The sequence below is a fragment of the Arthrobacter sp. Leaf337 genome (assembly GCF_001423745.1).
GTDB lineage: Bacteria > Actinomycetota > Actinomycetes > Actinomycetales > Micrococcaceae > Arthrobacter.
Window position 1 is genome coordinate 1 of record NZ_LMPC01000007.1, and the last position, 23,376, is coordinate 23,376.

General features: G+C 66.0%; 24 protein-coding genes. 15 read left to right on the plus strand and 9 right to left on the minus strand.

All coding sequences use genetic code 11. The annotated features are described in order from the left end of the window. Nucleotides 1–165 precede the first annotated feature (165 nt). Both ASF98_RS07115 and ASF98_RS07120 read right to left on the minus strand, forming a co-directional pair. Nucleotides 166–852, minus strand: a complete 687-nt coding sequence (locus tag ASF98_RS07115; protein WP_326949470.1) for a response regulator transcription factor — start codon at nt 850–852, stop codon at nt 166–168. Continuing rightward, a complete protein-coding gene (locus tag ASF98_RS07120; RefSeq protein WP_055799515.1) occupies nt 849–2,339 on the minus strand; it encodes an ATP-binding protein in 1,491 nt (496 codons plus the stop codon). The genes ASF98_RS07115 and ASF98_RS07120 overlap by 4 nt, the downstream gene beginning before the upstream one ends. 124 nt (nt 2,340–2,463) lie before the next feature. On the opposite strand from ASF98_RS07120, the gene ASF98_RS07125 reads away from it, so the two are divergent. The 5 genes from ASF98_RS07125 (at nt 2,464) to ASF98_RS07145 (ending at nt 6,756) form a co-directional block, all read left to right on the plus strand. Continuing rightward, nucleotides 2,464–4,137 (plus strand): PspC domain-containing protein, encoded by a 1,674-nt coding sequence (locus ASF98_RS07125; protein ID WP_055799518.1) that lies wholly within the window; start codon nt 2,464–2,466, stop codon nt 4,135–4,137. A gap of 1 nt (nt 4,138) precedes the next feature. Beyond that, complete coding sequence (locus ASF98_RS07130) at nt 4,139–4,426, plus strand: hypothetical protein (RefSeq protein ID WP_055799521.1); 288 nt, start codon at nt 4,139–4,141, stop codon at nt 4,424–4,426. A 3-nt stretch (nt 4,427–4,429) separates the two neighbouring features. Beyond that, nucleotides 4,430–4,681, plus strand: coding sequence for a PspC domain-containing protein (locus tag ASF98_RS07135; RefSeq protein ID WP_028269603.1), 252 nt, complete (start codon nt 4,430–4,432; stop codon nt 4,679–4,681). A gap of 177 nt (nt 4,682–4,858) precedes the next feature. Next, nucleotides 4,859–5,884 carry a 6-phosphofructokinase gene (locus ASF98_RS07140; RefSeq protein ID WP_055799524.1) on the plus strand — a complete coding sequence of 342 codons (1,026 nt, stop codon included), beginning with the start codon at nt 4,859–4,861 and terminating at the stop codon, nt 5,882–5,884. 113 nt (nt 5,885–5,997) lie between these two features. Further along, nucleotides 5,998–6,756, plus strand: a complete 759-nt coding sequence (locus tag ASF98_RS07145; RefSeq protein ID WP_055799527.1) for a GNAT family N-acetyltransferase — start codon at nt 5,998–6,000, stop codon at nt 6,754–6,756. 6 nt (nt 6,757–6,762) lie between these two features. Here ASF98_RS07145 and ASF98_RS07150 read toward each other — a convergent pair whose 3' ends face one another. From ASF98_RS07150 to ASF98_RS07180, 7 genes are all read right to left on the minus strand, one after another. Continuing rightward, nucleotides 6,763–8,313 (minus strand): DHA2 family efflux MFS transporter permease subunit, encoded by a 1,551-nt coding sequence (locus tag ASF98_RS07150; protein ID WP_055799528.1) that lies wholly within the window; start codon nt 8,311–8,313, stop codon nt 6,763–6,765. 34 nt (nt 8,314–8,347) lie between these two features. Continuing rightward, complete coding sequence (locus tag ASF98_RS07155) at nt 8,348–8,911, minus strand: PadR family transcriptional regulator (RefSeq protein WP_055799531.1); 564 nt, start codon at nt 8,909–8,911, stop codon at nt 8,348–8,350. A 154-nt stretch (nt 8,912–9,065) separates the two neighbouring features. Further along, nucleotides 9,066–9,491, minus strand: coding sequence for an ankyrin repeat domain-containing protein (locus tag ASF98_RS07160; protein ID WP_082506750.1), 426 nt, complete (start codon nt 9,489–9,491; stop codon nt 9,066–9,068). Next, the gene (gene ygfZ, locus ASF98_RS07165; protein WP_055799534.1) at nt 9,488–10,573 is read right to left on the minus strand and encodes a CAF17-like 4Fe-4S cluster assembly/insertion protein YgfZ; all 1,086 of its coding nucleotides are present in this window, start codon (nt 10,571–10,573) and stop codon (nt 9,488–9,490) included. The genes ASF98_RS07160 and ygfZ overlap by 4 nt, the downstream gene beginning before the upstream one ends. A 22-nt stretch (nt 10,574–10,595) precedes the next feature. Continuing rightward, nucleotides 10,596–11,345, minus strand: coding sequence for a flavodoxin family protein (locus tag ASF98_RS07170; protein WP_235505671.1), 750 nt, complete (start codon nt 11,343–11,345; stop codon nt 10,596–10,598). Between the two features lie 78 nt (nt 11,346–11,423). After that, nucleotides 11,424–12,038, minus strand: coding sequence for an FABP family protein (locus tag ASF98_RS07175; protein ID WP_055799537.1), 615 nt, complete (start codon nt 12,036–12,038; stop codon nt 11,424–11,426). 169 nt (nt 12,039–12,207) lie between these two features. Beyond that, nucleotides 12,208–12,942, minus strand: a complete 735-nt coding sequence (locus ASF98_RS07180) for a hypothetical protein (RefSeq protein ID WP_055799540.1) — start codon at nt 12,940–12,942, stop codon at nt 12,208–12,210. Between the two features lie 274 nt (nt 12,943–13,216). Here ASF98_RS07180 and ASF98_RS07185 point away from each other — a divergent pair, with 274 nt between their 5' ends. From ASF98_RS07185 to ASF98_RS07230, 10 genes are all read left to right on the plus strand, one after another. After that, nucleotides 13,217–13,915: a winged helix-turn-helix transcriptional regulator gene (locus tag ASF98_RS07185; protein ID WP_028269612.1), complete on the plus strand. Its 699-nt coding sequence runs from the start codon at nt 13,217–13,219 to the stop codon at nt 13,913–13,915. A gap of 229 nt (nt 13,916–14,144) precedes the next feature. After that, nucleotides 14,145–15,116: a mycothiol synthase gene (mshD, locus tag ASF98_RS07190; RefSeq protein ID WP_055799543.1), complete on the plus strand. Its 972-nt coding sequence runs from the start codon at nt 14,145–14,147 to the stop codon at nt 15,114–15,116. A 104-nt stretch (nt 15,117–15,220) separates the two neighbouring features. Continuing rightward, nucleotides 15,221–17,470 (plus strand): RNA degradosome polyphosphate kinase, encoded by a 2,250-nt coding sequence (locus ASF98_RS07195; RefSeq protein ID WP_055799546.1) that lies wholly within the window; start codon nt 15,221–15,223, stop codon nt 17,468–17,470. A 97-nt stretch (nt 17,471–17,567) separates the two neighbouring features. Next, nucleotides 17,568–18,485, plus strand: a complete 918-nt coding sequence (locus ASF98_RS07200; protein ID WP_235505697.1) for an NUDIX hydrolase — start codon at nt 17,568–17,570, stop codon at nt 18,483–18,485. 118 nt (nt 18,486–18,603) lie between these two features. Next, the gene (locus ASF98_RS07205) at nt 18,604–20,259 is read left to right on the plus strand and encodes a hypothetical protein (protein ID WP_082506751.1); all 1,656 of its coding nucleotides are present in this window, start codon (nt 18,604–18,606) and stop codon (nt 20,257–20,259) included. Then, on the plus strand, nt 20,256–20,654 hold the full coding sequence (locus ASF98_RS07210; protein ID WP_055799551.1) for a GntR family transcriptional regulator: 399 nt from the start codon (nt 20,256–20,258) through the stop codon (nt 20,652–20,654). Before ASF98_RS07205 ends, ASF98_RS07210 begins: the two co-directional genes overlap by 4 nt. Then, a complete protein-coding gene (locus ASF98_RS07215) occupies nt 20,651–21,454 on the plus strand; it encodes a thymidylate synthase (RefSeq protein WP_028269617.1) in 804 nt (267 codons plus the stop codon). The genes ASF98_RS07210 and ASF98_RS07215 overlap by 4 nt, the downstream gene beginning before the upstream one ends. Beyond that, nucleotides 21,451–22,035 (plus strand): dihydrofolate reductase, encoded by a 585-nt coding sequence (locus ASF98_RS07220; protein WP_055799554.1) that lies wholly within the window; start codon nt 21,451–21,453, stop codon nt 22,033–22,035. The genes ASF98_RS07215 and ASF98_RS07220 overlap by 4 nt, the downstream gene beginning before the upstream one ends. Before the next feature lie 4 nt (nt 22,036–22,039). Then, nucleotides 22,040–22,258 carry an NF038396 family protein gene (locus ASF98_RS07225; RefSeq protein WP_028269619.1) on the plus strand — a complete coding sequence of 73 codons (219 nt, stop codon included), beginning with the start codon at nt 22,040–22,042 and terminating at the stop codon, nt 22,256–22,258. Nucleotides 22,259–22,386: 128 nt separating this feature from the next. Continuing rightward, nucleotides 22,387–23,364: a hypothetical protein gene (locus tag ASF98_RS07230; RefSeq protein ID WP_082506752.1), complete on the plus strand. Its 978-nt coding sequence runs from the start codon at nt 22,387–22,389 to the stop codon at nt 23,362–23,364. Nucleotides 23,365–23,376: the final 12 nt, after the last annotated feature.

The following is a 23,376-nucleotide window of genomic DNA, read 5'->3' on the forward strand; positions in this document are numbered from 1 at the left end:
TCTACAAAGCTCAAGGGTCTGAGTCCGGTGCAATACCGTGCCCAGACCCGTGCGGCCTAGAATCCCATTTAGCCAGTCCAACTATCGGGGACCACTTCATTCTTCAGGAAAGTGAGAGAGCGTTTGTAGTTAAGCGGCAGGAAGTGAGAGAGCGTCCGGGGTGGGTTAGAGGAGGCGGCGTTCAGCCGCCCACTTGGTCAGTTCGTGGCGGCTGGACAACTGCAGTTTCCGCAGCACGGCGGAGACGTGGGTCTCCACTGTCTTGATGGAGATGAAGAGCTCCTTGGCCACTTCCTTGTAGCTGTAGCCCCGCGCGATGAGCCGCATGACCTCCAGTTCGCGGGCGGAGAGGCGGTCGAGTTCGTCGTCTGCGATATCCGCCGGGGCCGTGCCGAACGCGTCGAGCACGAACCCCGCCAGCCGTGGCGAAAAGACGGCGTCCCCGCCGGCGACACGGAGGACGGCGTCGGTGATTTCCGTGCCGGAGATGCTTTTGGTCACATAGCCCCGGGCTCCGGCCCGGATGACCGAAACGACATCTTCCGCGGCGTCCGAGACACTCAGGGCCAGGAACCGGGTGCTGCCGAGCAGTGCGGCCGATCCGGCAATCACTTCGCGCCCGCCGCCGCCCAGCCCACCCGGCAGGTGGACATCCAGCAACACCACTTCGGGCCTGGCCTGCGCGATCACGGCGATGGCCTGCTCGACTGTTCCGGCCTCCCCCACCACGGTGACCCGGGTGTCCAGGTCCGCTTTGAGCCCGGACCGAAAAATGGCGTGGTCGTCCACGATGACCACGCGGATAGCTGGAACACCTCCTGCATGCGCGCCTGCTGTGTCGATGTTGCTCACGACTTTCCCTCTCCGTTGTCCGCGGCGTCGGAAGGAAGCCTGAGCCGCACTTCCGTGCCGTCCGCGCTGCTGCTGATGACGGCGGTCCCGCCGTGGCGGTTCATCCGTCCGACAATCGATTCCCTGACCCCCATGCGGTCGGCCGGAACCGACTGCGGGTCAAAACCGGGTCCGCGGTCCTTCACATAAACTTCCGCGCCGCCGTCGGCCACCTCGAGATAGACCGATACGGTGCCGCCGCCGTGGCGGGACGCGTTCACCATGGCCTCCCGGCTGGCCTGCACGAGGGCTTCGTGCCGGGCGGTCATGGCGGTGTCTCCCACACTGACCACGTCCACGGCATGACCCAGGGAGTCCTCAACTTCCGCCGCAGCTGCCTTGATACGCTCGGAGAGCTGCCCTGCATCCTTGTCGGGGTCGCGGTAGAGCCAGCCCCGCAGCTCCCGCTCCTGGGCGCGTGCCAGACGAACGACGTCGTTCTCGTTGCCTGCCCGGCGCTGGATCAGCGCGAGCGTCTGCAGCACGGAATCGTGCAGGTGGGCGGCAATCTCCGCACGCTCCGTGGCCCGGACGCGGCCGGAGCGCTCCGCTTCCAGGTCCCGCCAGAATTTCAGTCCCCACGGGAGCAGCACCAGGGCCACGCCGCCAAGTACGGCCACAGAAGCAAGGAGCGCCAGCCAGGTCTGCTCCCAGGAGCCGGAGCCGGACACCATCACCAGCACACCGGCCACCACCAGGGCGAGACCGGCGGCGAGCCTGGCCCAGCCGCCGGCCTGGTCCGCCTTGGTCTTGTCGAGGAGGCCGGCCCGGCGGGTTTCATCCAGCTGCATCCAGGCGATCGCCGCCCCGCCAAGGATCGCTGCGGCCGGGATCAGCGTCCCCAGCGGAACGTCGACGCCCAGCATGCGTGCGGTCAAGATTCCGCCTGCCAGCAGGAGCCCGGCACCCAGCAATATTTCCTTGCCGTACGGCATGCTCCGGACGCGGAACCACGGGGCGCCCGCACCCGGTCCGCCGGAGGTCCCGCCGTCGGGGCCGCTGTCGGTACCGCCGGAAACCGAGGCACCCGGGCCACCCGTGGTGGCGCCGGTGGCCGCTGAAATGAAACCGCCCGCAACGCCGGGCGGCACGCCCGGAAACGGAGCGTCGGTGTAGGCGGCTGCGCCAGGGAAGGTGGCCGCGGCGGGTACTGTCCCGGACATGAAGTCCGGCGGCACCGGCAGCGGCCCCGGGGCGCTGACGGCCGGGGCAATGGGCGAGGCCGGACGGCGTGCGTTCCGCTTGGCGTTCTCGTCCGCAGTAGGAACCATGATCCAGAGCCACGCGTAGAAGGCCAGCCCTGCTCCGCCTGCGAGCGCGGCCACCACCATGCCGATCCGGACCATCCGCACCGGCCAGCCCAGGTGGGCGGCCAGGCCCGCGCAGACTCCTGCGATCACGCGGTCGCTGCTGCGGACCAGCGGGGGGCGGGTCATGGCGGTTGTCATGTGTCAATCCAAACATGGATCAGGGTTCCGCACGCCCGATTCCGCAAGGAACCGGGGGTCACTCAGGGGCGGCTCAGGGTGTTCCCCAATAGAGCGCGGCGGCCGCGGACGGCAGGATCGAAGTATGAACTCGCACAATGCATACCCCGATGAAGATCCGCTGCCGTCCGGCCGTCCCGAGTCCGGGTCCGGTTCCGGTTCCGGCTCCACCGCCTCAACGGAAGGCACTTCCGACGACGGCGCCGGCTCAGTCCCTGCCTCAGCCGGGCACGCATCCGGCACAGGCTCCGGCTCTGATTCCGGCTCAACGCCCGGCACAGGCTCCGGCTCTGATTCCGGCTCCATGCCCGGAGCTGAATTCCCCGGCGGCCCACCGCCGCTCTATCCGAACGCACAGCTCCCCGGCGCTGAATTCCCCGGCGGCCCGACCCCCGGCACACACTCGGCGGATACCCGGTACGCCTACCCGCAGTCCCAGCCCCAGAACTTCTTCAACTGGGTCCGGAGCCACGGCATTCAGCGCGGACAGGACCGCTGGATCGGCGGCGTCGCCAGCGGCATCGCGCACCGGCTGGGCGTCGACCCGCTGATCGTGCGCGGCGTCTTCATCGTCCTGTCGATTTTCGCCGGCATCGGCGTGCTGCTTTACGGCATCGCTTGGGCACTGCTGCCGGAGCCCGACGGCCGCATCCATGTGCAGGAAGCCGGCGCCGGACGCTGGACCACCGGCATGACCGGAGCCCTCATCACCACGGTGATCGGTTTTCCCAGCCTGGGAAGCGGCTTCTGGGGCTGGGAGCGGAACGGGTTCGGCGGCTTCTTCTGGACGGTCTTCTGGATAGCAGGCGCCGTCTACCTCATCTACTACCTCTCGCAGCGCGACAAAGCCTCGAACGGAGCACCCCCCATGAACACCAGCACAGATGCGGGCTCCGCTGCCGGCGGAACCTTCGCAGCGACGTCGCCGGCTGGAACCTCGTCCCCGGCCTCCGGCGCCTCCTATGAGCCCGGCTCCTACACCGGCGCGCCATACTCCGGCGGCTCCTACTCCGGCGCTCCGTACACCAGCGGCCCGTACGACGGCGGCGCTCCCGGCTCGGGCGGCTACGGCCCCACCCCGCCTTACGGCGGAGGCTACGGCGGACCGTCCACGCCCGCTCCCAAGGCTCCCAACGTTGGCCCCGGCGCCCCCGCCGTCGCGGTGACGGCAGGCATGGCCCTGCTGGTGGGCGGCGGAATCAAGGCACTTGAAGCCCTCAACGTCATAAATCTGGGTGACGCCACGAACGCAGTGGTGTGGGCCAGCGGCGCCGCCGTCCTGGGCCTTGGCATCCTGATCGCCGGCCTCAGGGGCAGGACCTCCGGAATCCTCGGGTTCTTTGCGGTGGTGGCGCTCATCATCGGCGGCATCTTCAATGTGGTGCCCAACGGCGACCGTTTCCGCTTCCAGGACGCCAACTGGAACCCGGCCAGCATCGAACAGGCACGGGAAGGGTTCAACATCACGGGAGGCAGCGGAACCGCTGACCTGACGCGGCTGAACCTCACGCCGCCGCTGGGCACCGACGTCGTGATTCCCATGGACGTCACGGCCAGCAACCTGACCGTCGTCATTCCGGACACGGTTCCCGTGGAGATCCGGGCGGACATGACCCTGGGCAACCTCAACGAGGGTTCACAGAACCACGGCGGCATGACGTCGCAGCAAAGCAACTACAACACCGACAAGCCCGGGGCCGCGCTCATCCTCAAGATCGACGGCACCATGAGCAACATCACCATCCAGGAAGGAAACTGACATGAGCAGTTACGAACCTGCCCCGGACACAGCCTCCCCTGCGGAAGCGTCACGAGGCACCGGAGCGCGGCACGGCGGACCATCGCCGGCACGGGTGGGCACCATGGTCTGGGGCCTCATCGTCCTCGCGCTGGCTGCCTTGATCATCATCGGCCAGCTCGGGATCGTGGCCCTGAACGGAACCTACGTACTCATCGGCCTGATGATCGGTGCCGGCGCCGCCCTGGTGGTGGGCGGGCTCCTCTCAGCCCGCGGACGTGACAAAGAAACCACAACAGGGAAGTCTTGAAGCATGGATAAGTTCTTCAGCATCGTCAGGGGCTTCGGCCTGAAGCGCGGACCGCAGCGGTGGCTGGGCGGAGTGTGCGGAGGGATCGCCGCGAAGCTCAACGTGGACGTTGCCTTCGTCCGGATCGCGTTCCTGCTCCTCAGCCTCCTGCCCGGTCCGGCGTTCGTGTTCTACCTCGCAGCGTGGCTCATCCTCCCGGACCAGCGAAACGCCATCATCCTCCAGTCCTTCCTGGACAAGCGATCGATCAACTGATCTGACCCAGCGGTCAAAGGACCCCCGTTCCCTCCGGATCGGGGGTCCTTTTGTTCGCCATGCAGCAAGGGCCTTTGTAACCAGTTTGTGTCGTAACCCACACTCACCACTAGAATCTAGGTGAGCTCAGCGTGGCGCTCTGCCTGTACACCCTCTCACCAGGATTTGAGCCGAGACATGAAAATTGGAATTCTCACCAGCGGTGGCGACTGCCCCGGACTGAACGCCGTGATCCGTGGCGCCGTCCTCAAGGGAATCGCCATCCACGGCCACGAATTCGTGGGATTCCTCGACGGCTGGCGCGGCGTCGTCGAAGGCGACATCATCCCCATCCCCCGCACCATGGTCCGCGGCATCGCCAAGCAGGGCGGCACCATCCTCGGCACGTCACGGACCAACCCGTTCGAAAACGGCGGCGGACCCGAGGTCATCAAGGGCCACATGGACCGGCTCGGCATCGACGCCATCATCGCCATCGGCGGCGAAGGGACACTGGCCGCAGCCAAGCGGCTGACCGATGCCGGCCTGAAGATCGTGGGTGTTCCCAAGACCGTGGACAACGACCTCGACGCCACGGACTACACGTTCGGCTTCGACACCGCCGTCCAGATTGCCACCGAGGCCATCGACCGCCTCCGCACCACGGGTGAATCGCACCACCGCTGCATGATCGCCGAGGTCATGGGCCGCCACGTGGGCTGGATCGCCCTGCACGCCGGCATGGCCTCTGGCGCCCACGCGATCCTCATTCCGGAGCAGAAAGCCTCCATGGACCAGATCACCGAGTGGGTGCAGGAGGCCCACGCCCGCGGCCGCGCGCCGCTGGTGGTGGTGGCCGAAGGCTTCGTCCCGGAAGGCCAGGAAGCTCCGCACTCCGAGCGCGGACTGGATACCTTCGGCCGCCCCCGCCTGGGCGGCATCGCCGAGATGCTGGCACCCGAGCTCGAAGCCCGGACCGGCATCGAAACCCGCGCCACCGTCCTGGGCCACATCCAGCGCGGCGGCGTCCCCTCCGCGTTCGACCGGGTCCTGGCCACGCGCCTGGGCATGGCCGCCATCGACTCCGTGGTGGACCACCGCTGGGGCACCATGGTGTCGCTGAACGGCACAGACATTGTCCATGTCGGCTTCGACGCAGCCCTGGGCAACCTCAAGCGCGTCCCGCAGGACCGATACGACGAAGCCGCCGTCCTCTTCGGATAGGCCGGGTTTAGGCCGGCTTCGCAAAGGCAGAGCAGGCGCGCCACGTTGGGGCCCCTCCGGCACGGGGCCCCAACTGTCCGTCCGCGCTTCCCTTCGCTGGGTAGGGTTGAGGCATGAATCTCGACCCCGGCTCCGCAGACATCATCCAGCTGGCCTGGGCCCGCCACTTGGGCCTTGACGACGGAGCCTTTGCCGCGGTGCGGAAGCTCGACGCCGATGCGGTCGTTTCCGGGGCCGTCCAGCTTGCCGCGGACACACGGATCACCCGGGCGGACGAGTCACGGAAATCAGTGGATTTTGTGCGTTTGTTCGGCGCCTCGGCCCTCGTGGGACCCCAGTGGGCGCTCGACGCCGCGGCGGGCATTCCCGATGAGGAACTCGCCCAGCACGTGACGCTCCTGACCATCACCCGGCAGCACGGCGGCCACGGCAAGGGCGCGGCCGCCCTCTTTTTCGCCGATGACCTCCCCCTGCGCCAGCCGGCCGAAGAGCTGACCGTCTCGCACGGGAATCCCGAGGCCATTGAGCTGGAAGGCCTCTGCCCGCCCGACGACGTCAACGAGGTGGGGCTATCCGATCTCGAACACCGGTTTACCATCCTGCGTGATGACAACGGCCGCAAGGTTCCTGTGGCCTGCGGCGCCTACTCCGAGTGGGAAGGGATCCTGGCCCAAATGGGCGTTCTCGTGGACCCTGACTGGCGGCGCCGTGGACTGGGTTCGCTGGCGGCGTCCATCGCTGCCCACGAGGCACTCGCGGCGGGACTCACCCTGCAGTGGCGTTCGGACGTCAGCAACAAGGGCGCCCTGGCGATCGCCCGCAGCCTCGGATTCTCGACCGGCGGCATCCACACCAGCGTCCTGCTGGGCTGACCAGGGTCAGCGCGACGTGGTGTCCGCGGCTCCGGCCCCGTTCGCGGCTCCAGCCCCTGCTCCGGCGTCGCTGGAGGCAGGCACGCTGACGGCGCCCCAGCCCTGAACCGGCTTGGGCTTGGCGAAAAACAGCGCGACGGCTGCGCCCAGCAGGATCACGGCCGCCGGCAGCATGATGGACTGGCCCATCGCCGTCGAGAACCCCTCGTGCAGCGCCTCCGGCAGTGAGCCGCCGAAGGCCATGGGGCTGGCCGCGCCGGAAGCGCCCTGCGCCGCCGGAAGCTCCGCCGCGAGCCTCGACTGGATGAGGACGGCAATGGCGGCGCTACCCAGGACCGCGCCGATCTGGCGCGTGGTGTTGTAGACGCCCGAGCCGGCGCCGGCCTGGCGCGGCGGCAGGTTGCGGGTGGCCGTGGAACTCAGCGGCGCCCAGATGCCAGCGTTCGCGAACCCCAGCACGGCACTGGGCAGGAGGAACAGCCAGATCGGCGTATCCGGGTGCATCAGGGCAGAGTTCCAGAACAGCGCCACCGACATCAGGACCAGTCCGGCCGCGGTGATGTACTTCGGGTTGACCCGGTCAATGATCTTGCCCACAACCGGCGCAAGGCCGCCCGAAATGAGCGCCATCGGGACCATCATCAGGGCAGACTGCGTGGGCGTCAGTCCGCGGACGATCTGGTAGTAAAAGATTAGCGGCAGGGTGAACGAGGTGACGGCGAAGCCCACCGTGGTGATCCCAATGTTCGCGAGGGAAAAGTTGCGGTCCTTGAACAGCGAGAGCGGAAGGAGCGGCTCGCCTTTGTTGAACCGCTGCCACAACACGAACCCTGCCAGGACGACAATTCCGGCGATGATCAGGCTCCACACCGTGATGGGGCCGGTGATCGTTCCCCAGTTGTACGTCTCGCCTTCCTGGATGCCGAAGACGAGCAGGAAGAGCCCGACGGCGCTGAGCAGCACGCCGGGGATGTCGAACCTATGCGGGTGCGTGGTCAGCGAAGGGACGAAGCGCAGCGCCAGGATGAAGCCGGCGATACCGACGGGCACATTGATGAAGAAGATCCATTCCCAGCCGAGCCCGTCCACCAGGACACCACCGAGGATCGGGCCCACCAGGGTGGCCACACCGGCGGTGGCACCCCAGATGCCCATGGCCGCGCCACGCCTGTCCGGCGGGAAGATCCGGGTGATCACCGCCATGGTCTGGGGCGTCATGATGGCGGCGCCGAAGCCCTGGAGCACGCGGGCCAGGATGAGGGTCTGGACATCTCCGGACAGCCCGCACCAGAGGGACGCGAGGGTGAACACCACCAGGCCGGTGAGGTACAGCTTTTTCGGTCCGAACCGGTCACCCAGCCGGCCGGTGATCAGCAGGGGAACAGCGTAGGCCAGCAGGTAGGCACTGGTCACCCAGATGACGGAATTGATGTCCGCGTTGAGGCCTTCCATGATCCGCGGGTTGGCCACCGAGACGATGGTGGTGTCGATCAGGATCATAAAGAAGCCGATCACCAGGGACCATAGGGCCGGCCACGGCCTAGCTACGTTTTCCATGTAAATCCTTCAGGTGTGGTTGTGGTGTGTTCCGCTACCACGGGAGTTCCCCGGAGCGGAGCTGGTCCTGCAGGCTGCGTATCCAGCCCATTTCGGACCTCAGCATGGTCTGTTGGTACTGCAGGTCGATCCAGTACTTGCGTGCGACGTCCTTTTTCAGGACGGCCGCCTCGCCGTTCTGCAGGAACTCCAGCTGGTCCTGCAGCAGCGCCAGCCGGCGGTCCAGAAGCTCCAGTACGACGGCGGCAGGCAGGTTGTAGGCCTCGGCGACGGCCAGCGGGAACGACGGGTATTCGTTGACAGGTTCGGCGAGCATGTCCTGCAGGCGCTCCGTCAGGGCCTCCCGGCCTGCGGGCGTGATCCGGTACGTGGTCCGTTCCGGCCGGTTGCCCTCGCGGTCCGTTCCGGCTGTTTCCACGAGCCCGCGCTCCTCCAGCCGGCCGACGGCGTGATAGAGCGTTCCGGGGCGCACCTTGACCAGCCGGTCTTCGTGCCTGGCCATCAGGAGCTGGTACATCTCGTACGGATGCATCGGCTCTTCGACCAGCAGCGAGAGTGCAGAGATTCCGAGCGGCGTCAGCGGGGCGGATCGGGGCATGGTTCCGTTCCCTCCCCTGTCGTCGACGGCGCGTGTTGTCCACGGCAAAGCGAATATTCCGCTCCAACTATTCCACATGGAATATCCGGGCGCAAGAAAGCCCGCGGGTGCAAGGACCCGCGGGCTTTCAGTTGCTGCGTCGCCTTAGTGCGGCTCAGCCCAGCAGGGCCTGGATATCGGACCGGGCAAACATCTCGGCTGCTGCACGCGCTGAAGGAGTCCCTGCGTCCGGATCAGCGCCCGCCCCAAGGAGCGCCTCGGCCACGTCCGCGTAGCCCTTGAAGGCAGCGCCGGCGAGCGGCGTCTGGCCGCGGTCATTGACGGCATTGGCATCCGCCCCGTGCTGCAGGAGCAGCTGCACCGCCGGGGCGTGCCCGTGGTACGCCGCAAGCATCAGCAGGGAGTCGCCGGCCGAATTGGTCAAGTTGGCCGGGGCCCCGGCGTCGAGATAGCTGCCCAGCAGTGCCGCGTCGCCCTGCCGTGCCGCGTCAAAAAGCGCGTGGGCAAGGGCCAGGGTTTCGTCGTCGGGCCCGGCGGCGCCGTTGTTTCCCGGGTTGTCAGACATCGGTGTGTCAGTCATCGGTGTGTTCCTTTCAGGAATCCGGTCTGGCGGCCCACCACCTGGCCGGCGTCGGGAGCCACGATGACTTCCTGCGCAGCCGTGTAGGGTTCGTCGCCGTCTACGACCGTCAGTATTTCATCCGGAGAGACGGAACGCTTTATGACTGCAAGTGCGATCGGACCCATTTCGTAGTGCTGCACCACGGAGGTCACCGTTCCCACCTTCCGCTCACCCAGGCGCACTTCGCTGCCCACCGCGGGGAGGGTGTGCTGCGAGCCGTCCAGTTGGAGGAAGACGAGGCGCCGCGGCGGGTGGCCGAGGTTGTGCACGCGGGCGACCGTCTCCTGGCCCTTGTAGCACCCTTTCGCCAGGTGCACCGCGGTGCGCAGGAGGTCCAGCTCATGCGGGATGGTCTTGTCGTCGGTTTCCGCGCCAAGACGGGGGCGCCAGGCGGCGATGCGCAGCGCTTCCGAGGCCCAGACGCCGGCCAGCGGCCGGTCACCCACGGTGGCCTCGAGATCCGCGGCGGGTACCAGGTATTCGAACCATGGCCGTTCCATGCCCGGATGGGATTCTTCTCCGACAACCGAATAGGCGTAGCCGCCCGCGCCCACGTGCGGCCAGGGGTCCGCCCACACCAACAGATCCGGCCATTCCTCAACACGCCGGGTGGTTCCAATGACCGCCCAGTCGTCGGAAACATCGGCAATCTCGACCCGCAGCATGAACTTCATCCGGTTCAGCCAATCGGCCAGCGGCGCCGCTTCGGCGGCCTCCACAATGAGCCAGGTGGTCCCGCCGTCGTCAATCACCCGCGCGTCGAACTCAATACGCCCCTGGACGCTGAGCAGCAGCAGTTCGCTTGACTCCCCCGGCGCAAGGTTGGTGACCTGCTGGGAAGACAGGGTGTTGAGCCAGCTCAGGCGGTCCGGACCGGAGACGGTGACCACGCCACGGTGGGAAAGGTCGACGACGGCGGTGCCGGCAGCCAGCGCACGCTGCTCCCGCAGCGGCTCACCGTAGTGGGATGCGACGCCGGTGTCCGCTCCGCCGGCTTCAACGGCGCCAGGGCGCGACAACAGGGGGCTCTTGGTAGTCATATGTAGTAGAAGTCCTTAGGGGCTAGCGGTATTCCGGATTCTCGAAGTCGAAACGTGTCCCGGCCTTCCATTCTTCCGGCAGGTTGCCGTAGGGCGGGATCCCGCCGGCGTCCTTAAGCGTCCTCGCCAGGTGCAGCAGGTTCCACGTCATGAACGTGGTGTTGCGGTTGGTGAAGTCGCTCTGGGGACCACCCGACCCCTCATCCAGGTAACTGGGACCGGGCCCCACGGGGCCGATCCAGCCGGCGTCGGCCTGCGGCGGGATGGTGAACCCGATGTGCTGCAGGCTGTAGAGGACGTTCATGGCACAGTGCTTGATGCCGTCCTCGTTGCCGGTGATGAGGCAGCCTCCGACCTTGGGGTAGAAGGCCCATTGGCCTCTTTCGTTCAGTTGTCCGGAGTGCGCGTACAGGCGTTCGATCAGCTTTTTCGTCTGGGACGAGTTGTCACCCAGCCAGATGGGGCCGGCAACCACCACGATGTCCGCTTCCCTGACCGCCGGGTACAGCTCCGGCCATTCGTCGGTTGCCCAGCCGTGCTCGCGCATGTCCGGATACACCCCGCTGGCAATGTCGTGGTCGACGGTCCGGATCACTCGGGTGGCAACGCCCTGCTTCTCCATGATGAGGCGGCTGACCTCGATCAGGCCGCCCGTGTTGCTGGTCTCCGGAGATTTCTTGAGGGTGCCGTTGAAGAAGACGGCTTTCAGATCGCCGTAGTTTGTTTTGTTGCGCTGATCGGGCTTAGCCGGGTCCGGCTGCTGGCTGTTCACGGTCTTGCTCCCTGCACTCGTTGCGGACAACAAAAATCAGTGAGACCTGCCGGCCGGGCGGCCAGGGGCCGGCCAGTCTTAAGACGCCTTGCTGAGGATGGCCGAAGCGTGGGCTTCCAGTCCGCCGCCCGCTGTGGAGCTCTTCCCGCTGGCTACGTCCCAGCGCCAGAGGAGCTTCCCTTCCACGAGGCCGAAAATCCTCGTGGCGGCCGTGTACTCCTTAGAGTGGCTTCCGCGCATCACCATGTCGGTGCTGAGGTGTATCTGGGGGCCCTTGATCTGGCCGTAGTACAGCTCGGAGATTCCGCCGGGGTGCGAAATGGAAACGGAAATGTCGAATCCGCCGTCGCTGTTGCGCAGCGCCTCGACTTCGTCGGCGCTCTTGAGCACGGGAACAATGTCGGCCGGGATCAGCCCCGGTCCGCCGTCTTCCTCGCGCTGCTTCCGCTCCAGCGCCCAGAACCCGGTCTCCACCGTCAGCGGCCGGAGCCTGGTGCCTTCATCGTCGGTCAGCCAGCTCTCGGCGCGGTACTGGAGGTACGGCAGTCCGTTGTGCGTAAACGATACGCGCTGGAAGAAGTGCTCGGAATCCTCCTCGCCGGCCCCCAGGCGTCCACTGCCTTCCCACTCACCAATGAGCCAGGACAACGGGACGAGCTCGGGCGTGAGGTCTGTAGGAATTTCAATCGGCACAGTAATTACCTCCGCAGACAACTAGCTCTGAACTGGTATTACTTCTGGCCCTTGAAGAGGCGGTAGACCACGAAACCAGCGAACCATGCCATGGAAAGGCTGGCAATACCGAGCAGGACAAGGAAGAAGATCTCAAATGCAAGTACGGACATGATGCCATCCTAACGCGTTAGTAGATGAGTAGTTTGTCTATGAAGTAGGCCAGCGAACCCACCGCCGCGACGGGCGCGAGGCCCATGCCAAGGGCGGCTGGAAAGTTAATCCGGTCCCCGCGGAGTATAACCAGTCTGCGCAGGCTGACGAGAACCGCACCCACCGCAACGCCCGCCACGGCGGCCGGTATTACGGCAATGTTGGAGAAGACCAGGCCTGCCAGCGGAGCCGAGAGACCTGCCAGCACAATGCCCAGCGGCGCCACGATCCGGTCCGGCCAGCGGATGAGGCCGGCAAGGAGAGCAAAGGCGGCACTGACGCCGGCCACCAGCAACATTTCCTTGACGCCGTTGAACCTTGACGCCGCAATCCAGCCCGCGCCAAGACAGGACAGGAGCACGCCGGCGCTCGAACCCAGCGTCGACTCCAGCCGCTGCGCCTGCCCCGTGCCCCGCAGGAGCTGCATGAGGAAAACGGCCATCACGCCGGCGGCGATAAAGGCCGGCGTCCAGTCGAGGAATCCCGGAGCCGGGACATAGGTGGCAGCTACGGCCGAACCGACTCCGGGGAGCCCGATGATTGCCGCGAGGGTCTTCTTGGCGGGAATGTCCAGGAAGTGGGGCCAGCCGATGCCGACAGCCAGGGCAACGAGGATTGCCACACCGAGCAGCACTTCAGGTGAGGCGTAGGCACCGCCGATGAAGACAGCAAGCCCGGCCAGCCCTATGGTTCCGATGGTCCACGGCTTCACTATTTACCCGCGCTCACTCTCTGCTGACGTCGTCGCTGCCTCCAATCCTGCCTTATGTGACCTGCTTATGTCGCAAAACGCTGACTGAAACCAGCCGGATCAGTGTCTGTTTAGGGGCGATTGGGTATACTCAAAGCTCAGCTACGCTTCCTTCGGAGGATGCGGGCCCGGCGGGAATTTCCGGCTGGCCAGTACCGACGCGGGCAGCCAGTACCGGCCGGTGAAAGCCCGGTTCAGACGCCCAATGATGCGCGGACAGCCCCTTGGAGGAACAATGTCGCACATCCTGCTACTGACGAACAGCACCGGGTCATCGGTGGACATTCTGCCTGCCTTGGAACTCCTGAACCACCGTGTTCATATCCTTCCGGCCGAGCCCACCGCCCTGCTGGAAACCGACCCCTGCGATGTTGTCCTGCTGGACGCACGCAAGGACCTGGTCGGAGCTCGCTCCCTTACCCAGTTGCTCAAGGCCACCGGCCTCAGCGCACCCCTGATGCTGATCCTCACCGAAGGCGGCATGGCGGCCGTCTCCTCGGCCTGGGCCGTGGATGACATCATTCTGGACTCCGCGGGCCCGGCCGAAGTCGAAGCCCGGATCCGCCTCTCGGTGGCCCGCGCCGTGCCCGAGCAGGAAGACACCCCCACCGAAATCCGGGCCGCCGGCGTCGTCATCGACGAAGCAAGCTACACGGCCAGGGTCAACGGTGCACCCTTGAACCTGACCTTCAAGGAGTTCGAACTCCTGAAGTACCTGGCGCAGCACCCCGGCCGGGTGTTCACGCGCCAGCAGCTGCTCACCGAAGTTTGGGGCTATGACTACTACGGCGGCACCCGCACCGTGGACGTCCACGTCAGGCGGCTGCGCGCCAAGCTGGGCGCCGACCACGAGAACCTGATCAGCACCGTCCGCAACGTGGGTTACCGCCTGACCCTGGTGCGGCAGCCCGAAGAGGAACTGACAGAGGCCTAGCCAACACAAAGAAGCCCCGGACCACTGGTCCGGGGCTTCTTTGTTTGGCTTCTCAGCCTTCAGTGGAGGACATACGGGTCGAACGTATCGAGGCCACCCCAGTGGTGGATCCCCCTCAAATCCCGCTTCAGGAAGCCGGATCAGGTAATGACTATACGTGCCTGATCCTGCCTCATCAAATCGGCGCCAATGCCTCCGCCTTCCGGGCGGGCCGTATAGCCTGTACACCATGAGTCCTGCGCATCCCGAGAACTGGCCCGTGCTCGTCGTCAAAGGCGGAGTGGACAACGATCTGCTCAGGGATTTTGCCGCCCTCGCCGCAGCAGCCGAAGAGTCGGACGGGAACCCTCCCCTGTCCGAACAGACCTTCGTGACGCTGCGCTCCGGTGAGTCCGGCAGCCACTCGCTCCTGAGCCTGGCGCTCTATGCACCGGATGAGGACTCGGATCCTGCCACTGCCCAGGACCTGGCGGGATTCGCCGTGGTGGTGGAGGAACCGGACGGCACCGGCGTGCTGGAGGTGGCAGTCCACCCCAGCTACCGGAACCAGGGGGTTGCGGACCGGCTGGTGGCCACCCTGAAGGCATCGCGCGGCTTTGACGGCCTCACGGCTTGGTCCCACGGGAACCATGAAGCCGCCGCAGACCTTGCGGCCAAATACGGTTACGCCCCCATCCGCGAACTGTGGAAGATGCGGCTCACCACCGCTGCCGCGGAACTGCCCGACGCCGCACTCCCGGACAACGTGACCCTGCGGGCCTTCGTTCCCGGCCAGGACGAAGAGGCCTGGCTGGCAGCCAACAAGGCCGCCTTTGCGCACCACCCGGAGCAGGGCAACATGACGCGGCAGGACCTGGAGGCCAGGATGGCCGAGGACTGGTTCGATCCCGCGGGTTTCCTCCTGGCCGTCGACCCGTCGGACCGGATCCTCGGCTTCCACTGGACCAAGGTGCACCCTCGCCACGGCGCCCATCCGGCGATCGGTGAAGTCTATGTAGTGGGGGTGGCCCCCGAAGCCCAGGGCATGGGACTGGGCAAGGCCCTCACTCTGGCCGGCATCAAATACCTGCACGAGAAGGGCCTCCACGCGGTCATGCTGTACACCGATGCGGACAATGCACCTGCTGTTTCGCTGTACCGCCGGCTCGGCTTCACCCGCTGGGATGCCGACGTGATGTATGGACCCAAAAACGCCGGTTAATCCGATTGGCTGACGCATGCATCACGGTCCAGGAAATCTACGTATCCCCCGAATCGAATGCTTGTAAGGTTGAAGGTAAACCGCGCCAGCTAAAAGGAGTGACCATGCAACCGGAACCTGCCGGAATCGCCACGTCTGAGGCCAAGGTGCTGCCGGTGCGCGCCCGCTTCGGATCCTCGGAGGTGCCGGCTTCCCGCGCCACGCAGGACCGGATCGACATTCCCGAGTTCGCGCCCAACCCCGAGCCCGCGGGCGACATCAGCCCCGACCGGTTCCTGGACCGGGAACTCAGCTGGCTGGCCTTCAACGCCCGGGTGCTCGAACTTGCCGAGGATCCCGATCTCCACCTGCTGGAACGGGTCAGCTTCCTCTCCATCTTCGCCTCCAACCTGGACGAGTTCTTCATGGTCCGTGTGGCCGGACTGAAGCGCCGGATCGCCACCGGCCTGGCCGTCCCGTCGCCGGCGGGCCTGAGCCCCATGCAGGTGCTGGACCAGATCGGTGACGCCGCCCACCGCCTCGCGCAGCGCCATGCACGGGTCTATGCGGAACAGATCCGGCCGGCACTGGCTTATGAGCACATCCACCTCATGCACTGGGATGAGCTCGACGACCAGGCCAAGGACCAGCTCAGCGCGATGTTCGCGGAGAAGGTCTTCCCGATCCTGACCCCGCTGGCCGTGGACCCGGCCCACCCCTTCCCCTACATCTCGGGGCTGTCCCTGAACCTGGCCGTGGTGGTCCGCAATCCGGTCAGCGACAAGGAGCTCTTCGCCCGCGTCAAGGTTCCGGACCAGCTGCCGCGCCTCATTTCCATCGACGGCCCGCGCGCCGGTTCGGTGCCCGGTCGGGTGGCCCGGTTCATCGCCCTCGAAGAAGTCATCGCCGTCCACCTCGACCAGCTGTTCGCCGGCATGGAGGTCCTGGAACACCACACCTTCCGCGTCACCCGCAACGAGGACGTTGAGGTCGAAGAGGACGACGCCGAGAACCTGCTGCAGGCGCTCGAAAAGGAACTGCTGCGGCGCCGGTTCGGTCCGCCCGTGCGCCTCGAAGTCACCAACGACATCAACCCGAACATCCGGGCCCTCCTGATCCGCGAACTGGGCGTGGAGGAGTCCGAGGTCTACTCCGTGCCCGCACCGTTGGACCTGCGGGGCCTGTCCGTCATCGCCGGGATCGACCGCGCAGACCTGCACTACCCGAAGCACGTGCCCCACACCTCGCGGTACCTGAACGAATCCGAAACATCCAAAGCGGCAAACGTGTTCGCCGCCATGCGCCGCCGGGACATCCTCCTGCACCACCCGTACGATTCCTTCTCCACGTCCGTCCAGGCCTTCCTGGAACAGGCCGCGGCGGACCCGAAGGTACAGGCCATCAAGCAGACCCTGTACCGCACGTCAGGTGACTCCCCCATCGTCGATGCCCTCATCGACGCGGCAGAGGCAGGCAAGCAGGTCCTGGCCCTGGTGGAAATCAAGGCCAGGTTCGATGAACAGGCCAACATCTCCTGGGCGCGGAAACTGGAACAGGCCGGCGTGCACGTGGTGTACGGCATTGTGGGCCTGAAGACCCACTGCAAGCTTTCCCTCGTGGTTCGCCAGGAAGTGGACGGCCTGCGGCGCTACTGCCACATCGGCACCGGCAACTACCATCCGCGCACTGCCCGTTACTACGAGGACCTCGGTCTGCTGACGGCCAACGAGCAGGTGGGCGAGGACCTCTCCAAGCTCTTCAACCAGCTCTCCGGCTACGCTCCGAAGTCCACGTTCAAGCGGCTCCTGGTGGCGCCCCGTTCTGTGCGTTCCGGCCTCATCGACCGCATCGAGAAGGAAATCCGCAACGCCAAGGCAGGCATTTCAGCCAGGGTGCAGATCAAGGTCAACTCCATGGTGGACGAGGCCATCATCGATTCGCTCTACCGTGCATCGCAGGCGGGCGTGAACGTTGACGTGATCGTCCGCGGCATCTGTTCGCTGCGCCCCGGCATCCCCGGGCTCAGCGAAAACATCACGGTGCGCTCGGTGCTGGGACGGTTCCTGGAGCACTCCCGGGTCTTCGCCTTTGCCAACGGCGGCGAACCTGTGGTGTACATCGGGTCGGCAGACATGATGCACCGTAACCTTGACCGGCGTGTGGAGGCACTCGTCCAGCTGACCAGCGGCGACGACACGTCCTATGTGCTGGACATGCTCCGCCGCTACATGGACCCGGGAACGTCCAGCTGGCATCTGGATAGTGAGGGCGAATGGACCAGGCACCACCTCGGCGAGGACGGCAAGCTCCTGGAAGACGTGCAGTCCTGGCTCCTCGCTTCACGTTCCCGCCAGCGCCAGACGATAAGGCGGTAGGACCCTGGCCTCGAAGAGTGACGCCAAAAGCGAAGTCAGCAATGACACGGCCAACGACACGCTTACTCCGGACCAGACGGACCATCCCGGGGAACCGATTGCCGTCACCGCGGCGGGCGCGCTTCCATGGCGCGTCAACAAAGACGTGCTCGAGGTCCTGCTGATTCACCGGCCCCGCTATGACGATTGGTCGTGGCCGAAAGGCAAGATCGACCCCGGTGAGACCATACCGGAGTGCGCGGTCCGCGAGATCGAAGAGGAGATCGGGATTACGGCCACTCTGGGCATACCCCTTCCTCCCATCCACTACCACGTGTCCGCCGGCCTGAAGGTAGTCCATTACTGGGCCGTGGACGTGGACGGTGCCACCCTTCGTCCGGATGGCAAGGAAGTGGACAGCGTGATGTGGTGTTCACCGGAAAAGGCTGCGACCCTGCTGAGCAATCCCGGTGACATTGCGCCGCTCGAGCACCTGGTGGCGGCCCACGCCCGCAAGGAACTGGACACGTGGCCGCTGCTTGTGGTCCGCCATGCCAAGGCCAAACCCCGTTCGTCCTGGACCAAGGCGGAAGGGGACCGTCCGCTCGCGGCCACCGGACTGCGGCAGGCACAGGCTGTCCGGCGGCTGCTCCACGTGTGGAAGCCCCTTCGGGTGCACTCGAGCCCGTGGCAGCGCTGCGTCGCCACCATTGCCCCCTACGCCAAGTCCGCGGATGCCAAAGTGAAACTGCACGACGCCTTGACGGAACACCGCCATGCCAGGAGCCCGAAGAAGACCGCGGCCGTGGTAGAAGCACTCTTCGACAAGCAGCGCGCCATCGCCCTGTGCACCCACCGGCCCGCACTGCCCACCGTCATGTCGCAGTTGGGTGAGCACATGAACGGCCGGCTGCGCGCGATGCTGCCGACCGCCGACCCCTACCTGGCGCCCGGCGAGATCATCGTGTGCCATGTGGCCCGCGGCAACAGCAACAAGATTGTGGCAGTGGAACAGTTCAGGCCCTTCGACGACTGACTCGACGACGGACAGGACGGACGGCGCTGCGGCCGCCGGTCACCCCGGCCAGGACCAGTCTTGACCCGGACATTTTTGTATCAAATACTTAGTACATTGATGCAAATCTGGGGGGATTATGCCGGTCCAATTCGAACTGCCGCCGATGCTGCTGCTGGGACCGCTGGTCGCCGCCGTCGTTCTTTACATCATCCTCAGGTGGGTGGTGTGGGAGCCCCGAATGGGCGCCTCCCCTGAGACTGTCTCCCAGCACGCGCTCTGGGTGGGCGTCATTGGCTGGATGACGAGTTCGCTGCAGGGCGCCATGAACATCGGCATCATTCCGGCGAACTCCGTCACCAGTCCGCTTATCAGCCCGCCCCTGACTGCCCCGGAGACGATCCTCCCCGCCCTTGCCTGGCCGGTCCTGGGCACCCTCGGGGTCCATGCGCTGGGCCAGCTCAGCTACCCGCGCCCCAGGGGTCCCCGCCGGAAGGCAAGCCTCCAGGTCCGGCACCTGCGGGACTTCCTTCCGCTGCCGCTCGCCTGGACCACCCTGGCCATCTTCACGGCTGCGGCCGCCTACATCGCCTGGGCTGCCACGCTGCCGGCGTTCGATGCGATGCCCTACGGGACTGTGGCTGAGGACCCGCAGGGCTACCGGACAGTGGGCGGCGACGGCCGTATCCCGGGCATCACACTGGCGGCCTGGCTAGGCGGAGCCCTGGCCGTGCTGGCCGCAGGAACGTGGCTCGTGCTGCTGCTGATCGCCCGCCGCCGGCAGCTTGAGCAGCTGACAGAGCACGACAATTCACTGCTGCGGACCATCGCCATGAACAGGCTCCTGCGGACCGTCGCCACGGTGGCGTCCGGGCTCGCCGTCATCGCCGGAAACTACGTTGCCCGGCCGAACCCTGCCGCCGGCAGCACGTCCTGGACGAATTTCGCAGGCCTGGCGGGCGTCGCCGTGTTGCTGGCCATGCTGGTGTGGGCGCCACCGAAACTGGTGGGAACTGAAGCGGCCGCCGCGGCCTTGCGGAACGCGAAGCACGAGCATTTCCGGTCCGCTCCGCACCCGGCAAGCAAGCTGGTTGTCTCCATCGGCGCCGCCCTGGGCGTTGCCGCCGCGTTGCCCCTGCTCGTAGGGGTTTTCCTGGTCCCGGCCATCGTCGCTGCCGGCCCGTGGGGTCCCGCGGCCTTCGTGGCAGTGGTGGCGGGGCTGGTGCTGGTGGTTCTTGCCACCGGAGAGCTGTTGCTTGAGCGGAATTACGCGAGCCCGGCTGAACCGCGGACCTGGCCGCGGCAGCCGGTGGGTCCGGTGCTGCTCACTACGCTCATCCTCGCGGTGCTCGCCTTCGTGGCATCGCTGGTGGTCGCGGCGGCCGGGAGCTCCCTCCTCGGCAGGGACACCGGTTGGTCCGTGCCGGCATTATTCGGCCTTGCGGGGGTCCTTCTCACGGTCCCGGCATTCCTCGTGACCCGCCGGCGGCACGGCATCCCGGATGCTCCCGCCGGACTCGACGCCGCCTTGAGGGCCATCACCGTGAACCGGATCGTGCGCACGGTGTCGGCCATGTTCATGGCGCAGGCGGCCATGGCGCTGCTGGTGAACAGCCACGCGTGGGCGGCTGTTTTCGGAGTTGCCCCGATGCCGTCCGTTCCGTGGTTTCCAGCCACGCTCGCGGGCACCGTCCTTGCATTCGCGGCGATCGCCACGGCCCTCGTGCCGGTCAGGCCCCGGAGCGGGTCCGGTTCCGGTCCGGTTCCCCGGCCGCGGAAGGACCGCGTCACATGACGGCCGGCATTGCTGTTGATCTCCGTTCGGCGGTGCCGCCGTATGAGCAGATCCGCCTGCAGGTCACCTCCTTGATTGCCGTGGGCTCCCTGGCCGCCGGCACACGTTTGCCCACCGTCCGCAGCCTGGCGGCGGACCTCGGCATCGCGGCGGGAACGGTGGCGCGGGCCTACAAGGAACTCGAGCAGGCCGGCCTGATCGAAACGCGGCGGCGGAACGGCACCGTCGTCGTCGGGATGCCGGACGCCGGTCTTCCCCCGGACGGTGCCGTTACCGCGGACCTGATTGCCGCCGTCGACCGCTACATCGCTGAAGGCCGCACCGCGGGCCTCGATGACGGCGCGCTCGAAGGCATTCTTCGTGTGAGACTCGGCCTCAGTAGACTGGAACAGTGAGCATCCCAACGCCCTATGAAGACCTCCTGCGTGACGTCCTTGCCAACGGCACGCACAAATCTGACCGCACCGGCACCGGCACCCTCAGCGTGTTCGGCCGGCAGATGCGCTTTGACCTGAGCCAAAGCTTCCCGCTGGTCACCACCAAGCGCGTGCATTTCAAGTCCGTGGCCGTGGAACTGCTGTGGTTCCTCCGTGGTGAAACCAACGTGAAGTGGATGCAGGACCAGGGCGTCACCATCTGGAACGAATGGGCAGATGCCGACGGCGAACTGGGCCCCGTCTACGGTGTCCAGTGGCGCAGCTGGCCGACCCCCGACGGCGGCCACATCGACCAGATCGCCGAGCTGGTGGAGAACCTCAAGTCCAACCCGGACTCGCGCCGGCACATTGTTTCCGCCTGGAATGTGGCCGAACTCCAGGACATGGCGCTACCGCCGTGCCACGCCTTCTTCCAGTTCTACGTTGCGGACGGCAAGCTGTCCTGCCAGCTGTACCAGCGCTCCGCGGACACGTTCCTGGGCGTCCCGTTCAACATCGCCTCCTATGCGCTGCTGACCTGCATGCTGGCCCAGCAGGTGGGGCTGGAACCGGGTGAGTTCGTCTGGACCGGCGGCGACGTTCACATCTACGACAACCACATGGACCAGGTGCTCAAGCAGCTGAAGCGGGAACCGTACGAATATCCGCAGCTGAAGATCCTCCGCAAGCCGGACTCTATTTTCGACTACACGCTGGACGACTTCGAAGTGGTCGGATACCAGCACCACCCTACGATTAAGGCGCCGATTGCAGTATGAGCACCGACAACGCCATGGATCCCCTGGCCTTCACTGAAAAAATCGCCGACGCCGCCACCGGAGTGGGGCTCGTCTGGGCCCAGACCACGGCCGGCGTCATCGGCAAGGACGGCGACATGCCGTGGCACCTGCCCGAGGACATGAAGCACTTTACCCGGCTCACCAACGGGCACCCGGTGATCATGGGCCGCAAGACCTGGCTCTCATTCCCGGACAAGTACCGTCCGCTGCCCGGGCGCACGAACATTGTGGTGACGCGGCAGGAAGGCTGGGGTGACACGCCTGAGGCACAAGGCGCCCTCGCGGTGAAGTCGCTGGACGACGCGCTGCTGGAATCCCAGTTCGCCCCCGGCCACGAAACCGTGTGGGTCCTCGGCGGCGGGGAAATCTTTGCGCAGACCCTGGACATCGCCGATGTCGCGGTAGTGACGTTCATCGATTCCGAGACCGACGGCGACACCTATGCGCCGGAGCTCGGTTACGAATGGAAGCTGACCGCGAGTGAGCCCGCCACCGGCTGGCTCACGTCCGCTACCGGTACCCGGTACCGGTTCACCATGTGGCGTCGGACCGAGGCCTAGGAAGATGCTGAAGAAACCGGAAACACTCTTTGTCCTGGGCTACATGCTGCTTCCGCTGCTGGCCCTTCTCTCCGCGATCGTGGGGCTCACCATGATCCTGGGCGGCAACAAGATCGCCGGGGCCATTGTGCTGGTGGTGGTCACGCAGGCGTTCGCTTTCGGCGCCTTCTACGCCCTGCGCCTCCGCAAGGCCGCTGTGCTGGAACAGCACGACGCCGAGTAGCGGCCCTGGCGGCGGGTTGCCTTCAGCATGGGGAGAGCAGCCCATCGCGGGCGCTGCCGTTTAGCTACTAGAGTCATGCGAGCAGCTTGACGATTATCCGCTGCTCAGAACCTTTGGGGGGGTGCCTTGTGGCAGGAAACTTGTGGGGCGCGGACGTTGCCCAGCTGCGGACTCTGGCGCAGCAGTTCGGCAAAACATCCGACAGCCTGCTTCAGCAGTCAACACAGCTGAGCAACCAGATCAACAACAACCCCGCGTGGAAGGGTCAGGACGCGGTCACGTTCCGCGCCGACTGGAACAGCAGCCACCGTGCCCTCATTCAGAGAACAGCGTTGGCCCTCAAGCAGGAGTCGAAGAAGCTGCTGACCCAGGCCGAGCAGCAGGAGAAGGCCAGCTCTGGCGGCGGCGACTCCGCTGGTACTTCGGGCCCCACCGGCGGAAGCACTCCATGGGGCCCGGATTGGCTGGCGGACTCCAACTCGCCGTTCAGGGAGGGCTGGGACAACTACAACGGCGTGCTGGGCCTTAAGACTGTCCCGTTCGGGATCCGCGATATGACGCAGTTCGCGGGCCGCTACGGCGACGAAGTCGCTGAAGCCTGGCGCGCCGGAGACCGCGCTGGCGCCCTGGCCACGATAAAAACCAAAGAACTGTGGGAGACTGCCGCACGGCAGGACACACTGCGTGGTTTCTTCTCCGGCACCCCTGACCTCCTTAGCGGAAAGTTCGGAGACCTCGCGCAGACGGCCCGCGGGGCGGATGCTGCAGAACTTTCAAAACTCGGAAAGTTCGGGCTTAACTCCGCCGGTCATCTGCTGGGTGTCGCGGGGGTAGGTCTCGACGGACTCGACACGGCAAATGCCATCCGCGAGGGCGAAACCGGCGATGCGCTTCGATCCGGCGTGAAGACCGCACTCGGTATAGCTTCATTCGCGCCTCCGCCCGTTGGTGTGACCTGCATGGTAATCAGCGGAGCCTGGGCTGCTGTGGAGTTGATTCCGGGAGCCAGCGACGCCATCGACGCCACATTCGACGGGATCGGCAACTGGGCCGAAGACACGACCAAGAACATCGGCGATGGCGTCAAAGACTTTTTCGGCTGGTGAACGGCCGCGATG